13 protein-coding genes are annotated in these 13,106 nt (G+C 63.3%); 7 read left to right on the top strand and 6 right to left on the bottom strand.

From position 1 onward, the window contains the following. Window positions 1-16 precede the first annotated feature (16 nt). A complete protein-coding gene (locus HU720_RS14280) occupies window positions 17-781 on the top strand; it encodes a sulfite exporter TauE/SafE family protein (protein WP_186520580.1) in 765 nt (254 codons plus the stop codon). On the opposite strand, the gene HU720_RS14275 is transcribed toward HU720_RS14280, so the two are convergent. Beyond that, entirely contained in the window at window positions 771-1,085 is a 315-nt protein-coding gene (locus HU720_RS14275; RefSeq protein ID WP_186520579.1) for a putative quinol monooxygenase, read from the bottom strand. The two genes, HU720_RS14280 and HU720_RS14275, sit on opposite strands and share 11 nt — an antisense overlap. 154 nt (window positions 1,086-1,239) lie before the next feature. On the opposite strand from HU720_RS14275, the gene HU720_RS14270 reads away from it, so the two are divergent. The 3 genes from HU720_RS14270 (at window position 1,240) to ggt (ending at window position 4,580) form a co-directional block, all read left to right on the top strand. After that, window positions 1,240-1,830 carry an NAD(P)H-dependent oxidoreductase gene (locus HU720_RS14270; protein ID WP_186520578.1) on the top strand — a complete coding sequence of 197 codons (591 nt, stop codon included), beginning with the start codon at window positions 1,240-1,242 and terminating at the stop codon, window positions 1,828-1,830. A 67-nt stretch (window positions 1,831-1,897) separates the two neighbouring features. Further along, window positions 1,898-2,803, top strand: coding sequence for a LysR family transcriptional regulator (locus HU720_RS14265; RefSeq protein WP_186520577.1), 906 nt, complete (start codon window positions 1,898-1,900; stop codon window positions 2,801-2,803). 109 nt (window positions 2,804-2,912) lie between these two features. After that, a complete protein-coding gene (gene ggt, locus HU720_RS14260) occupies window positions 2,913-4,580 on the top strand; it encodes a gamma-glutamyltransferase (RefSeq protein WP_186520576.1) in 1,668 nt (555 codons plus the stop codon). A gap of 93 nt (window positions 4,581-4,673) precedes the next feature. Here the strand turns inward: ggt and HU720_RS14255 are convergent, their stop codons facing one another. Together HU720_RS14255 and HU720_RS14250 are read right to left on the bottom strand one after the other, a co-directional pair. Beyond that, the gene (locus tag HU720_RS14255) at window positions 4,674-6,593 is read right to left on the bottom strand and encodes a methyl-accepting chemotaxis protein (RefSeq protein WP_186520575.1); all 1,920 of its coding nucleotides are present in this window, start codon (window positions 6,591-6,593) and stop codon (window positions 4,674-4,676) included. 184 nt (window positions 6,594-6,777) lie between these two features. Next, window positions 6,778-7,659 (bottom strand): neutral zinc metallopeptidase, encoded by an 882-nt coding sequence (locus tag HU720_RS14250; RefSeq protein ID WP_186520574.1) that lies wholly within the window; start codon window positions 7,657-7,659, stop codon window positions 6,778-6,780. Window positions 7,660-7,848: 189 nt separating this feature from the next. On the opposite strand from HU720_RS14250, the gene pcaH reads away from it, so the two are divergent. Beyond that, complete coding sequence (pcaH, locus tag HU720_RS14245; RefSeq protein ID WP_186520573.1) at window positions 7,849-8,568, top strand: protocatechuate 3,4-dioxygenase subunit beta; 720 nt, start codon at window positions 7,849-7,851, stop codon at window positions 8,566-8,568. Between the two features lie 11 nt (window positions 8,569-8,579). After that, window positions 8,580-9,185 carry a protocatechuate 3,4-dioxygenase subunit alpha gene (gene pcaG / locus HU720_RS14240; RefSeq protein ID WP_186520572.1) on the top strand — a complete coding sequence of 202 codons (606 nt, stop codon included), beginning with the start codon at window positions 8,580-8,582 and terminating at the stop codon, window positions 9,183-9,185. Window positions 9,186-9,247: 62 nt separating this feature from the next. Here pcaG and HU720_RS14235 read toward each other — a convergent pair whose 3' ends face one another. From HU720_RS14235 to HU720_RS14225, 3 genes are all read right to left on the bottom strand, one after another. Beyond that, window positions 9,248-9,682, bottom strand: coding sequence for a cupin domain-containing protein (locus tag HU720_RS14235; protein WP_186520571.1), 435 nt, complete (start codon window positions 9,680-9,682; stop codon window positions 9,248-9,250). Window positions 9,683-9,828: 146 nt separating this feature from the next. After that, a complete protein-coding gene (gene trmA, locus HU720_RS14230; protein ID WP_186520570.1) occupies window positions 9,829-10,914 on the bottom strand; it encodes a tRNA (uridine(54)-C5)-methyltransferase TrmA in 1,086 nt (361 codons plus the stop codon). Beyond that, window positions 10,911-12,206, bottom strand: coding sequence for an NCS2 family permease (locus HU720_RS14225; RefSeq protein ID WP_186520569.1), 1,296 nt, complete (start codon window positions 12,204-12,206; stop codon window positions 10,911-10,913). Before HU720_RS14225 ends, trmA begins: the two co-directional genes overlap by 4 nt. 205 nt (window positions 12,207-12,411) lie before the next feature. Here HU720_RS14225 and HU720_RS14220 point away from each other — a divergent pair, with 205 nt between their 5' ends. Continuing rightward, window positions 12,412-12,894: a GNAT family N-acetyltransferase gene (locus HU720_RS14220; RefSeq protein WP_186520568.1), complete on the top strand. Its 483-nt coding sequence runs from the start codon at window positions 12,412-12,414 to the stop codon at window positions 12,892-12,894. Window positions 12,895-13,106: the final 212 nt, after the last annotated feature.

Here is a 13,106-nt window from a genome sequence, read left to right as displayed (position 1 = left end):
CGGTCAGGATAGCCCCATGCAAACTCTCTTCGCGTTCTACCAGGACATCGGCCTAGCCCTGACCCTGCTGGTGGTGCTCACCTTCCTGCTGGCCGGTACCGTCAAAGGGGTAATCGGCCTCGGCCTGCCGACCATCGCCATGGGCCTGCTGGGCCTGGCGATGCCGCCCGCGCTGGCCGCGGCGCTGCTGATCGTGCCTTCGACCCTGACCAACCTGTGGCAGTTGGCGGCAGGCGGGCATCTGCTGGCGCTGATCCGGCGCCTGGGCGGCATGCTGCTGATGATTTTCGTCGGCACCTTGCTGGGCAGCGTGTGGCTGGGCATCGACAGCGGGCCGTGGGCGGCGCACGCGTTGGGTGGTGCGTTGCTGGTGTATGCGCTGTATGGGCTGGCCGGGCCGGGGCTGCATGTTGCGCCGCAGCGGGAGAAATGGCTGGGCCCGCTGTGCGGGCTGGTGACTGGCGTGGTCACGGCGGCCACCGGCGTGTTCGTCATGCCGGCGGTGCCTTATTTGCAGGGGCTGGGCCTGAGCCGTGATGAAATGGTCCAGGCCCTGGGCCTGTCGTTCACGGTCTCGACCCTGGCGCTGGCCATCGGGCTTGCCGGGCAGGATGCCCTGGGCGGCGAGGCGCTGGGGGCCTCATTGCTAATGCTGGCCCCAGCGCTGCTGGGCATGTTCGCGGGCCAGTGGCTGCGCGGCCGCATCAGCGCAGCGCTGTTCAAGCGCTGCTTCTTCATCGGCCTGGCGCTGCTTGGCGCGCACTTGCTGATCAGCGGCTAGCGCTCGATGGGCTGAGCATCTCGATCATCTGCACGTCGAGGTCGTGCTCAAGGTAGTCCATGCGGGTTTCGAAGAACGCCTGCATGTGCGGCAGGGCCGAGTGCACATCCAGCGCGGCCTTGTCGGCCCACACTTCGAAGAACAGGAACAGGCTTGGGTCTTGTTTGTCGCGCAGCATGTGGTATTCGATGCAGCCCGGCTCCTGGCGGCTTGGCTCGACGAAGGGGCGCAGCAACTGTTCGAAGGCCTCGGACATTTCCGGGCGGGTCTTGGCTTTCAGAATAAAGGCGTGCTGTTGGCTCATGGCGGAGTCCTTGAAGAAGAATGTGGGCAAAGTCTAAAGCAACAATGGCCTGGGGATTCGTGAAATCAAGGCAAATGTATTTTGCTCCGGGGCGGCTTTTTCCGGGCCTCGCGAGTGCCTAACCTGCCGGCAAACCCACTTCAGAGTCACCCTCATGAAAAACATCCTGTTGCTCAATGGCGGCAAACGCTTTGCCCACTCCGACGGCCTTTTGAACCAGACCCTGCACGATGCCGCCCTGGCCTACCTGGACAGCGCCGGGTACGACGTTCAGCAAACCTTCATCGACGGCGGCTACGACGTCAAAGCCGAGGTGCAGAAATTTCTCTGGGCCGATGTGATCATCTACCAGATGCCGGGCTGGTGGATGGGCGCGCCGTGGACGGTAAAAAAGTACATCGATGAAGTGTTCACCGAAGGCCACGGCAGCCTCTATGCAAGCGACGGCCGGACCCGCTCGCACGCTTCGCAGAAGTACGGCAGCGGCGGCCTGGTGCAGGGCAAGCAGTACATGCTGTCGCTGACCTGGAACGCGCCGCAGCAGGCCTTCGACGACCCGGCTGACTTCTTCGAGGGTAAAGGTGTGGATGCGGTGTACTTCCCGTTCCACAAGGCCAACCAGTTCCTGGGCATGGGCGGCCTGCCGACCTTCCTGGCGGTGGATGTGATGAAGCGCCCGGATGTGCCTGCGGCCTTGGCCGCTTACCAGCAACACCTGCAGCAGGTGTTCGGCAACCTGCGCTGATGGCGGCTTGCATCGCCTTGAGGTAGCCGCTATTTATCAGGACGACTTCCTGCCAAGGCCAACCCCCGTGAAAACCCGATCCGAAGAGCTTCAGGTATTCGTCGCCGTGATTGACGGCGGCTCGATCTCGGCTGCCGCCGAGCAGATCGGCCAGACCCCGTCTGCGGTCAGCCGCACGCTGGCGCGCCTGGAGGCCAAGCTCGGCACCACCTTGGTCAACCGCACCACCCGGCGCATGGACCTGACCGAGGAGGGGCGGTTCTTCCTTGAGCGGGCGCGCCAGGTGCTTGAGCAGATGGTCGACATGGAAGAGCGCCTGTCGCTGCACCGCCAGACCCCATCGGGGCGCCTGCGCATCAACGCCGCTGCGCCGTTCATGCTGCATGCGATCCTGCCGTGGATCGGCGAATTCCGCCAGCAGTACCCCGGTATCGAACTGGAACTGAACACCGATGATTTGATCATCGACCTGCTCGAACAGAGCACCGATGTGGCTATCCGCATCGGCGAACTGGCCGACTCCACCCTGCATGCGCGCTCGCTGGGCTGCAGCCCGGTGCAGATCCTGGCCAGCCCCGACTACCTGGCCCGGCATGGCACCCCGACCACTGTCGAGGCGCTCAATGCGCATTGCCTGCTCGGCTTCAGCGCCCCCGAATCGCTCAACCTGTGGCCGCTGCGCCACGCCGAGGGCGACAGTTGGCGCATCCGCGCGCAGTTGCTCGCCTCAAGCGGCGAAACCCTGCGGCAACTGGCGATTGCCGGTGAAGGCATCGTCAGCCTGTCGCATTTCATGACCCACGAAGACATCCGCACCGGGCGCCTGCAGGTGCTGCTGGGCGAGCACAACAACGGTTATCGCCAGCCTATTCACGCGGTCTACTACCGCAACACCCAGCTGGCCCTGCGCATCCAGTGCTTCCTGGATTTCATCCAGAAAAAGCTCGCCACGTACGCCTGCGCAGTTGCCTGAACGCGACAGTATCTGTCCAAGGGCGGCGAAATTTCCCTGGGTTGGTTGCCGGGCATGAAGGCTTCGGCCTTTAATGACTGATCAACAAAAACAACACCAGGAAGTGCCCATGCGTATTGTCCCGTTCCAGCTACTGGCCCTTGGGGCCGCGATCCTGAGCTGTTCCTCGGCGTTTGCCGTCACCCTCGAAGGCGGCGCGGTGGCCGCGCCTGATCAATATGGCGCACAGGTGGCCGCCGATATTCTCAAAAAAGGCGGCAACGCCGTGGACGCCGCCGTGGCCACCGCGTTCACCCTGGCGGTGACCTACCCCGAGGCCGGCAACATTGGCGGCGGCGGCTTCATGACCTTGTACGTCGACGGCAAGCCGTACTTCATCGACTACCGCGAGGTCGCGCCCAAGGCTGCCACGCGCAATATGTACCTGGACGACAAGGGCGAGGTCATCGAGAACCTGAGCCTGGTCGGCGCCCGCGCCGCAGGTGTGCCGGGCACGGTGATGGGGTTGTGGGAGGCGCACCAGAAGTTTGGCAAGTTGCCGTGGAGCGAGTTGCTCACCCCCGCCATCGGCTATGCCAGGAACGGCTTCAAGATCGCCCAGAAGCAGTACCAGTACCGTGACGACGCCCAGGGGCTGTTCAAGACCGCGACCAATTTCAACGACTATTTTGGCCATATGAAAGTCGGCGAGCTGTTCAAGCAGCCGGAGCTGGCGCAGACCCTTGAGCGCATCGCCGACAAGGGCGTGAGCGAGTTCTACCAAGGCAAGACCGCCGACCTGCTGGTGGCACAGATGAAGGCCGATAACGGCCTGATCAGCAAACAGGACCTGGCCGACTACAAGGCCGTGTGGCGTGACCCGATTGCCATCAGCTGGCGCGGCAACGTGGTCTACACCGCGCCACCGCCAAGCTCGGGTGGTGTGGCCCTGGCCCAGTTGCTGGGCATCAAGGAAGACCGCGCAGCGGACTTCAAGGGCGTGGAGCACAACTCGGCCAAATACATTCACCTGTTGGCCGAGATCGAAAAACGCGTGTTCGCCGACCGCGCCGACTACCTCGGCGACCCTGGTTTCACCAAGGTGCCGGTGGATCAACTGATGGCCAAGGATTACCTGGCCAAGCGCGCAGCGCAGGTCAACCCCAACGCCATCTCGGCCACCGACAAGGTCAAGCCGGGCCTGGAGCCGCACCAGACCACGCACTTCTCCATCGTCGACAAGCAGGGCAACGCGGTGAGCAACACCTACACCCTCAACCTGGACTACGGCAGTGGCGTGGTGGTGAAAGGGGCTGGTTTCCTGCTCAACGATGAAATGGATGACTTCAGTGCCAAACCGGGTGCAGCCAACGTATTTGGTGTGGTCGGCGGTGACGCCAACGCCATCGAGCCAGGCAAGCGCATGCTGTCGTCGATGAGCCCCAGCCTGGTAACCCGTGATGGGCAGGTGGTGCTCGTGGTCGGTACGCCGGGCGGCTCGCGGATTTTTACCTCGATCTTCCAGGTGATGAACAACCTGTATGACTTCGGCATGCCGCTGGAAAAAGCCGTGGCTGCGCAGCGGGTGCACCACCAGTTGCTGCCCAAGGACACCATTTACTTCGACAGCTACGCGCCGCTCAAAGGGCCAGTGGCCGATGACCTGAAGAAAATGGGGTATGTGCTTGAGGATCAGGGCTGGGAGATGGGTGACATCCAGGCGATCCGGGTCACCGGGCAGAAACTTGAGACCGCCTCCGACCCACGTGGGCGTGGCGTGGGCATGGTCGTCAAGTAACCGCTTGCGCAAATGATCGCGGGGCAAGCCCGCTCCTACGGTGCCCGTGTCGGCATCCGTGGGAGCGGGCTTGCCCCGCGATGCTTTACCGGGTCAGACGCGGAACTTGCTGACCAAGGTCTGCAGGTGCCCACCCAGACGCGCCAGCTCGATGCTGGACGCTGCGGTCTCATCGCTGGCCGAGGCGGTTTGCTCGGACACATCACGCACGTTCAGAATGCTGCGGCTGATCTCTTCGGCCACGGCGCTCTGCTGCTCGGCGGCGGCGGCGATCTGCTGGTTCATCGACTGAATGTTCGACACCGTCCGGGTGATGCTGTCCAGCGAACCACCGGCCTTGCGCGCCAGCTCGACGCTGCTGTCGGTCAGGCTACGGCTGCCGCTCATGACGTCGGCAACCTGCTGGGTGCCCTGTTGCAGGCTGGCAATCAGGCCTTCGATTTCTTCGGTGGACTGCTGGGTCCGCTGGGCCAGGCCGCGGACTTCGTCGGCGACCACGGCAAAACCACGGCCCGCTTCACCGGCACGGGCGGCTTCGATGGCGGCGTTAAGCGCCAGCAGGTTGGTCTGCTCGGCCACCGACTTGATCACATCCATGACGCTGCCGATCTTCTGGCTTTCCTGCTGCAGCAGGTTCATGGCTTCAGTGGAACGGTTGACTTCAGTGGCCAGGCGCTCGATCTGGCTGATCGCCTCGCCAACCACTTTGTCACCGTTGCGCGCTTCAGTATCGGCGTTGGTGGCAGCCATGGCAGCCTGCTCGGCGTTACGCGCAACTTCCTGCACGGTGGCGGCCATTTCGTGCATGGCAGTGGCCACCTGGTCGGTTTCGACCTTCTGGCTGTTGGCACCGGCACTGGTCTGCTCGGTCACTGCCGACAGTTCCTCGGCGGCGCTGGCGATTTGCGTGACGCCGTCACGGATGCCGCCGATCAGCTCGCGCAGGGTGGTGCCCATACGCGCGATGCCCTGTTGCAGCACGCCCAGCTCGTCGCGGCGAGTAACGCGCAGGTTCTGGGTCAGGTCGCCTGCGGCGATCTTCTCCACAGCGTCCAGGGTTTCGCGCAGCGGGCGGGTGATCTGGCGCGTGATGATGAATGCTGCCAGCACACCGACCAGCAGCGCCAGCAAGGTGGCGATGATCTGCAGGCTGCGGGCCTGGGCGCTTTCGATGTCGCGACGCTCGATCTGGATGGCGTACAGCGCATCGCTGCGCTTGACGATGTCGGCGCCTTGCACAGTCATCTCGGCGCGTGCGGTGGCGATGGCTGCGACCGCATCACGGAACTGGCGCACCGCGTCGCGGTAGGCCAGCACCGACTGTTCGAACTGTTGCAGGCGGGGGGCTTCGTTGGGCAGTTCGCGCTTGAGCGTGTCGACTTCGACCAGCGCGGCATCGAGCTGGCGCAGGGCGGCCTGTTCGTTGGCGGCGCTGTTGTCGGCGATGTAGCCGCGCACGTCGATGCGCACCTGCAGCAGTTGCTGGCGGGCCTTGCTGATCAACTGGTACTGGGCCAGGCGCACGCTGTCGGACTCACTGCGGCTCATCACGTCCTGGCTCAGGGCGTCCATGGCTTCGTCGGCCTTGATCGCCACCAGGTTCATCGAATCGCGGGCAGCGGTAGAGACCTTGTAGCCGGCGCGCATCTTGTTCAGCGACACCTTGTACTCACTGATGGTCTGGCCCAGCGCCTGCAGCAACTTGACGTTGTCGAGGCTCTTGAAGGTGCTGACCAGGTAATCCTGCTGCTTGCTGAAGGCGTCCAGCTTGGTCTGGGTATTGGCCGCCGAGGCGTCGTCGCCGTTGGCGATCATGTACTGCAGACGCGCCACGCGCAGGTCGGTCAGGTCTTTGTTGAGCTTACCGATGTCGCTCATCCAGTTGCTGCGGTCGATAAGGCTGCCCAGGCTGTTCCAGCCGGTCAGGGCCAGCAGGCCGGTCAGGACCAGCACCAGGCCGAAGCCCAGGCCGAGTTTGAGGTTGACGCTGATGTTGGCAAACCAGCTATTCATGCACGCTCTCCGAATTTGATTTCTTTCACTTGATCTCAAACCGCGGGCGTTGTTCTTGTGCAGGGCCCGGCTGATTCGTGAAGGTGTTATCGGCCAGCGAGGCGTAAGCTGAAACGCCGTTCAGCAGATTTATAACCCATTGAAATGTGTGGGTTTCGGGGCCGCGAGGCAGCCCCTGGAGGGCTTACAGGCTGCGGGCTGCGAAGGTGTCGCACTGGTTCACGTCGCCGCTGGAAAAACCGGCCTTGAACCAGCGCACCCGCTGCTGCGAAGTGCCATGGGTGAAGGAGTCAGGCACAACGCGGCCCTGGCCCTGCTGTTGCAGGCGGTCGTCACCGATGGCGTTGGCGGCGTTGAGCGCTTCCTCGACGTCGCCGGGCTCCAGCCAGTTCAGGCGTTTTTGCGCCTGATAGGCCCAGACCCCAGCCAGGCAGTCGGCCTGCAATTCCTGGCGCACCAGCAAGCCGTTGTCGCCTTCCATGCGTTGCCCGCTGCGGCGTGCGGCGTCGACTTTGGCCGATACGCCAAGCAGGGTCTGGACGTGGTGGCCGATTTCGTGGGCGATCACATAGGCTTGGGCGAAGTCGCCTTCGGCGGCAAAGCGGGTTTCCATTTCGCGGAAGAACGTCATGTCCAGGTACACGCGCTGGTCGGCCGGGCAGTAGAACGGCCCCACTGCCGAGGAGGCGAAGCCGCAGGCGGAGTTCACCTGGCCGCTGAACAGCACCAGTTTCGGGTCTTGGTATTGCTTGCCGGCTTGGGCGAACAGGGCTTTCCAGGTGTCTTCGGTGTCGCCGAGGATCGAGGCAACAAAGGCCGCCTGCTCGTCGTTGGCCGCCGGCGCCTTGTTGCCGACAGTGGCCGGCGCCTGTTGCTGCATTTGCCCGGTCAGTTGGCCAAGAATCTGCAGCGGGTCCTGCCCGGTCAGCCAGCCGATGCCGACGATCAGCAAAATGGCGCCGAGCCCAAGGCCCTTGCCGCCGCCGAAACGCATGCCGCCGCCACCGCCACCTGCGCCGCGGGCATCGACCACGTTGTCGCTGCGTCGGCCTTTTCGCCATTCCATGTGGAGCTCTCCGGTTGTTGAAACATCAAGTCAAAAGATTAGTCCAGTGCTGAGCAACCCGCTCATGCATAACCAAATGGTTATGCCTGTGACCGCCAATTTCAGTATTCATCCCGCCCGGCCTGCCGGAAACTGCAAGTCCGCCTGCCACGCCCAGGCGCTTCGATAATTCCAAGAGAGGAACCCGGCATGCCCGCCCAGGACACCAGCCGCTTCGTGATCCGTGATCGCAACTGGCACCCCAAGGCCCTCACGCCTGATTACAAGACCTCGATTGCCCGCTCCCCGCGCCAAGCGCTGGTGAGCATTCCGCAGTCGATCAGCGAAACCACCGGCCCGGATTTTTCCCATCTGCGCTTTGGCCAACATGACCACGACCTGCTGCTGAACTTCAACAATGGTGGCCTGCCGATTGGCGAGCGCATTATCGTGGCCGGGCGCATTGTCGACCAGTACGGCAAGCCGGTGCCCAATACGTTGGTCGAAATGTGGCAAGCCAACGCAGGTGGCCGCTATCGGCACAAGAACGACCGTTACCTGGCCCCGCTGGACCCCAACTTCGGTGGCGTTGGCCGCTGCCTTAGCGACCGTGACGGCTACTACAGCTTCCGCACCATCAAGCCCGGCCCATACCCTTGGCGCAACGGCCCCAACGACTGGCGCCCGGCGCATATCCACTTCTCGGTGAGCGGCCCATCGATTGCCACCAAGCTGATTACCCAGCTGTATTTCGAAGGCGACCCGTTGATTCCGATGTGCCCTATCGTCAAGTCGATCGCCAACCCTGATGCGGTCCAGCAACTGATCGCCAAGCTCGACATGAGCGCGGCCAATCCGATGGATTGCCTGGCATATCGCTTTGACATCGTACTGCGCGGCCAGCGCCAGACCCACTTCGAAAACCGCTGAGGAGCGCCGTCATGCCTATCGAACTGCTGCCGGAAACCCCATCGCAGACTGCTGGCCCTTACGTGCACATTGGCCTGGCACTGGAAGCTGCGGGCAACCCGACCCGCGAACAGGAAATCTGGAGCCACCTGGCCAAGCCGCAGGCGCCAGGCGAGCACATTCTGCTGATCGGCCACGTCTATGACGGCAATGGCCACCTGGTGCGCGATTCATTCCTCGAAGTCTGGCAGGCCGACGCCAATGGCCAGTATCAGGATGACTACAACCAGGAGCATGCGTTCAACAGCTTCGGTCGGACCGCCACCACCTTCGATGCTGGGGAGTGGACGCTGCACACGGTCAAGCCTGGGGTGGTCAACAATGCTGCCGGTGTGCCGATGGCGCCGCACATCAACATCAGCCTGTTTGCCCGTGGCATCAATATTCACCTGCATACGCGGGTGTATTTCGATGACGAGGCCGAGGCTAACGCCAAGTGCCCGGTGCTTAACCTGATTGAACAGCCGCAGCGGCGCGAGACGCTGATTGCCAAGCGCTGTGAAGTGGATGGCAAGACGGCGTATCGGTTTGATATGCGCATTCAGGGGGAGGGGGAGACGGTGTTCTTCGACTTCTGAGGATTCAAGCTGCACGGGGCAAGCGCTACCGGTGCGCCGGCATGGCTTGCCCCTTGGTCGTTTCAGCCTTGCGCGGGCACCAGGTCGAACGCCCCGGGCTGATACTGGAACAGCAAGCAGTCGGCTGCTGCGCTGCACCCACTCTCATGCACCAGGTTAGCTGGCAGGTGGTAGTAGGCACCGGCTGGGTATTCCACACGCTTGCCGTCGATCACCGCGTAGAAGGTGCCGCCCAGGACCACGGTCGGCAGCGCCTGGCTGTGGCTGTGCAGGCCGTTATCGGTGCCTTTGCGAAACTTGACGAACGCGGAGTAGGCGCCCTTGCCGAACAGGTCTCCTTCTACGTTGGCGTAGCTGACCGCGCCGTCGGTGCCAGGCACTTGCTGCCAAGCCAGTGCGGTGCTGTTGGGCACCGATACCAAAGTGTCATTGGCAGAGGCTGCGGTTGCCAGCAGCGCCAGGGCCAGGCCAGTGGCCATTGATTGCAGTGATTTCATGGGGAAGCCTTACGCCGGATTAGGGGGCGCACAGGGTAGACCTGCGCCTGTGGCGTGAGGATAGGAAAAGTCCGATCTTGTGGCGCTGGTCCCGATAGGGTAGGTAGCACAGGGTGAAGGCCTTGCAGGCCTTCACCCTGTGCTCGTCAGCGACGAACCAGCAGCACACCACTTTCCATATGGTGGGTATATGGGAACTGGTCAAACAACGCACAGCGCTCGATGCGGTGCGTGTCATGCAGCTGGGCGATGTTCTGCGCCAGGGTCTCGGGGTTGCACGAAATGTACAGAATCCGCTCGAAGCGGCGGGTCAACTCGCAGGTGTCCGGGTCCATGCCTGCACGCGGCGGGTCGACGAACACTGTGCCAAACGCGTAGCGCTTCAGGTCGATGCCTTCCAGGCGACGGAACGGCCGCACCTCGTTCAGCGCCTGCGTCAGCTCTTCAGCCGAAAGACGCACCAGGCGCACGTTACCCACACCGTTCTCATCAAGGTTATGCAGCGCGGCATTGACCGAGGTCTTGCTGATCTCGGTGGCCAGCACCTGGCGCGCACGGGTCGCCAGCGGCAAGGTGAAGTTGCCATTGCCGCAATACAGCTCCAGCAGGTCATCGTCACGTTCGCCCATGGCGTCCACGGCCCAGCCCAGCATTTTCTGGTTCACCGCGCCGTTGGGCTGGGTGAACGCGCCCTCCGGCTGGCGATAGCTGAACGTGCGCCCGGCGATATCGAGCTTTTCAACCGCATAGTCACGGCCGATCACCACCCGCTTGCCCTTCGAGCGGCCAATCACACTGACATTCAGCTCGCTTGCAAGCTGCTGGGCAGCGGCTTCCCAGGCCTCGTCCAGCGGGCGGTGATAGCACAGCGTGACCATTGCATCGCCCGCCAGGGTGGTCAGAAACTCCACCTGGAACAGCCGATTGTCTAGCGCTTCATCGGCCTGCCAGGCGGCTTTCAGGCGCGGCATCAGGTCATTGATGCGCTCGCTGGCAATGGGGAACTCATCGATCAGAATCGCCTTGTGCTTGTCGCCTGGGGCAAACATTGCATAGTGGCGCTGGCCGTCCTCGCGCCACAGGCGAAACTCCGCGCGCAGTCGGTAATGCGCACGCGGGGAATCGAACACGGCAGGCTCCGGCGCATCGAACGGGGCCAGCAGCTCGCGCAAGCGGGCGGCCTTGGCCGCCAGTTGCGCGTCATATTGCGTAGGGTCGAAGGCAGCACTCATGCGTTGAACCAAGCCAGCTTGATGACGAAGAGGATGGACAGGATTACCAGCGCTGGGTTCAGGTCCTGGCGGTTACCGGAAAGCAGCTTGATGGCGGTCCAGGCGATGAAGCCGAAGGCGATGCCGTTGGCAATCGAATAGGTCAGCGGCATGGCCAGGGCGGTAACTACCACCGGCGCCGCTTCGGTGACGTCGTCCCAATTGATTTCGGCCAGGCCCGAGGCCATCAGCACCGCCACGAACAACAGCGCAGGCGCCGTGGCGAAGGCCGGCACGCTGCCGGCCAGCGGGGCGAAGAACAGCGCCAGCAGGAACAGCGCGGCCACCACGATGGCGGTCAGGCCGGTGCGGCCACCGGCGCTCACGCCTGCGGCAGATTCGATGTAGCTGGTGGTGGTCGAGGTGCCCAGCAGCGAGCCGGCCATGGCCGCGGTACTGTCGGCGATCAGGGCGCGGCCCATCTTCGGCATGTGGCCGTCCTTGCCCATCAGGCCGGCGCGCTTGGCCACACCGATCAGGGTGCCGGAGTTGTCGAACAGGTCGACGAACAGGAAGGCAAAGATCACGCTGATCAGGCCAACGTCCAGGGCGCCTTTGATGTCCAACTGCAGGAAGGTCGGCGCCAGCGATGGCGGCATCGATACCACGCCTGCAAACGGGGTTACGCCGAAGGCTATGGAGGCGATGGTCACGGCCAGAATGCCGATCAGGACCGCGCCCCGCACTTTCAGCGATTCCAGCGCGACGATGACGAAGAAGCCCAGGGTAGCGAGGATTGGCGCCGGTTCGCTCAGGTCGCCCAGGCCCACCAGGGTGGCCTTGTTATCGACGACGATCCCCGCGTTATGCAGCGCGATAAGCGCAAGGAACAGGCCAATGCCTGCGGCAATCGCCGAGCGCAGCGGCAGCGGGATACTGTTCACGATCCATTCGCGGATGCGGAAAATCGACAACAGGAAGAACAGCACCGCCGAGAGGAACACCGCACCCAGCGCCACCTGCCAGGTGTGGCCCATGTGCAGCACCACGGTATAGGTGAAGAACGCGTTAAGGCCCATGCCTGGCGCCAGCGCAATCGGGTAGTTGGCGATCAGGCCCATGGTCACCGAGCCGATGGCAGCGGCAAGGCAGGTGGCGACGAAGATCGCGCCTTTGTCCATGCCGGTCTCGCCGAGAATGCTCGGGTTGACGAACAGGATGTAAGCCATGGCCAGGAAGGTGGTAACCCCTGCCAGAATCTCGGTACGCACATTGGTGTTGTGCGCTTTCAGTTGAAACAGCCTTTCCAGCATGCCTGCTCCCCGGGCGCCCAGGCGCCGTGAATGTATCGACCCCATCAGCAAAGCACAGTCATCAGCGGATGCCGCAGTTTTGCGTGGGGTGGAAAAAAGCCGCGCATCATACCAGCATGCTTGCTGAGCGGTAACGAATGTCGCGATAGACTGCAGCATGCGGCGGAATCTGCTGCCAATCCTCTCAGGCAGGTGCGCCACCGCCATGCAACTCAGCGACTACGACCAATTGAACCCAGTGCAGCGCGAGCGCCTGAAGGGGCTTGAAGTGCATCCCGAACAACAGCTGCACGCAGGCGCCATCGACAGCGCGCTGTACCTGCTGTCGAGTGCCAACCGCGAGCAAGTACGCGGCGTGGTGTTGCTGCTCGATGGCGAGCCGTGCGGGTTCATGCTGTTGCAGCGTGGGCTTCGGGCATCGTGGAGCGAACCGGGCGCCGCCACGGTCAGCGCGCTGCAGATCGACCGGCGGTATCAGGGCCGTGGCCTGTGGCGGCTGTGCATGCAGGCGCTGCCGGCGTGGGTGCACGGCGTGTGGCCCGAGGTCGAGCGCCTGCAGTTGTCGGTCGACCCGGGCAACCAGGCGGCCATTGCCTGCTACCGCGCCACCGGCTGGCACGACACCGGCAATGGTTACCCCGCGCGGGTCGGCTACGAGCGGCGCTTTACCTTCCTGATTGGGGCCTGAGCGCTGCGTTGCGGCCCTTACGGCCCACGGCAAGCCCGTCGGACACAACCCTGTGCAGGCTTGTTCCGGCCTCATCGCAGGCTGTCGCCAGCTCCCACAGAAACTGTGCCTGCCAAGATATTGATGCTTGGCTCGGATCCCTGTGGGAGATTCTATGGTTTCGGGCAAGTCGCTTTTGATTGTGTAGGAGCGGCCTTGTGTCGCGAAAGGGC

Origin of the sequence: Pseudomonas sp. SWRI51 (genome assembly GCF_014268825.1) — a bacterium.
Classification (GTDB): domain Bacteria; phylum Pseudomonadota; class Gammaproteobacteria; order Pseudomonadales; family Pseudomonadaceae; genus Aquipseudomonas; species Aquipseudomonas farsensis.
The sequence above is the reverse complement of the archived record's forward strand: the minus strand, read 5'-3'. Positions and strand labels throughout refer to the sequence as shown.

What these genes read in the sequence shown, in the direction of transcription:
- HU720_RS14280 (WP_186520580.1), top strand. Translation starts at nt 17, where the DNA reads ATGCAAACTCTCTTCGCGTTCTACCAGGACATCGGCCTAGCCCTGACC.
- HU720_RS14275 (WP_186520579.1), bottom strand. Translation starts at nt 1,085, where the DNA reads ATGAGCCAACAGCACGCCTTTATTCTGAAAGCCAAGACCCGCCCGGAA.
- HU720_RS14270 (WP_186520578.1), top strand. Translation starts at nt 1,240, where the DNA reads ATGAAAAACATCCTGTTGCTCAATGGCGGCAAACGCTTTGCCCACTCC.
- ggt (WP_186520576.1), top strand. Translation starts at nt 2,913, where the DNA reads ATGCGTATTGTCCCGTTCCAGCTACTGGCCCTTGGGGCCGCGATCCTG.
- HU720_RS14255 (WP_186520575.1), bottom strand. Translation starts at nt 6,593, where the DNA reads ATGAATAGCTGGTTTGCCAACATCAGCGTCAACCTCAAACTCGGCCTG.
- HU720_RS14250 (WP_186520574.1), bottom strand. Translation starts at nt 7,659, where the DNA reads ATGGAATGGCGAAAAGGCCGACGCAGCGACAACGTGGTCGATGCCCGC.
- pcaH (WP_186520573.1), top strand. Translation starts at nt 7,849, where the DNA reads ATGCCCGCCCAGGACACCAGCCGCTTCGTGATCCGTGATCGCAACTGG.
- pcaG (WP_186520572.1), top strand. Translation starts at nt 8,580, where the DNA reads ATGCCTATCGAACTGCTGCCGGAAACCCCATCGCAGACTGCTGGCCCT.
- HU720_RS14235 (WP_186520571.1), bottom strand. Translation starts at nt 9,682, where the DNA reads ATGAAATCACTGCAATCAATGGCCACTGGCCTGGCCCTGGCGCTGCTG.
- trmA (WP_186520570.1), bottom strand. Translation starts at nt 10,914, where the DNA reads ATGAGTGCTGCCTTCGACCCTACGCAATATGACGCGCAACTGGCGGCC.
- HU720_RS14225 (WP_186520569.1), bottom strand. Translation starts at nt 12,206, where the DNA reads ATGCTGGAAAGGCTGTTTCAACTGAAAGCGCACAACACCAATGTGCGT.
- HU720_RS14220 (WP_186520568.1), top strand. Translation starts at nt 12,412, where the DNA reads ATGCAACTCAGCGACTACGACCAATTGAACCCAGTGCAGCGCGAGCGC.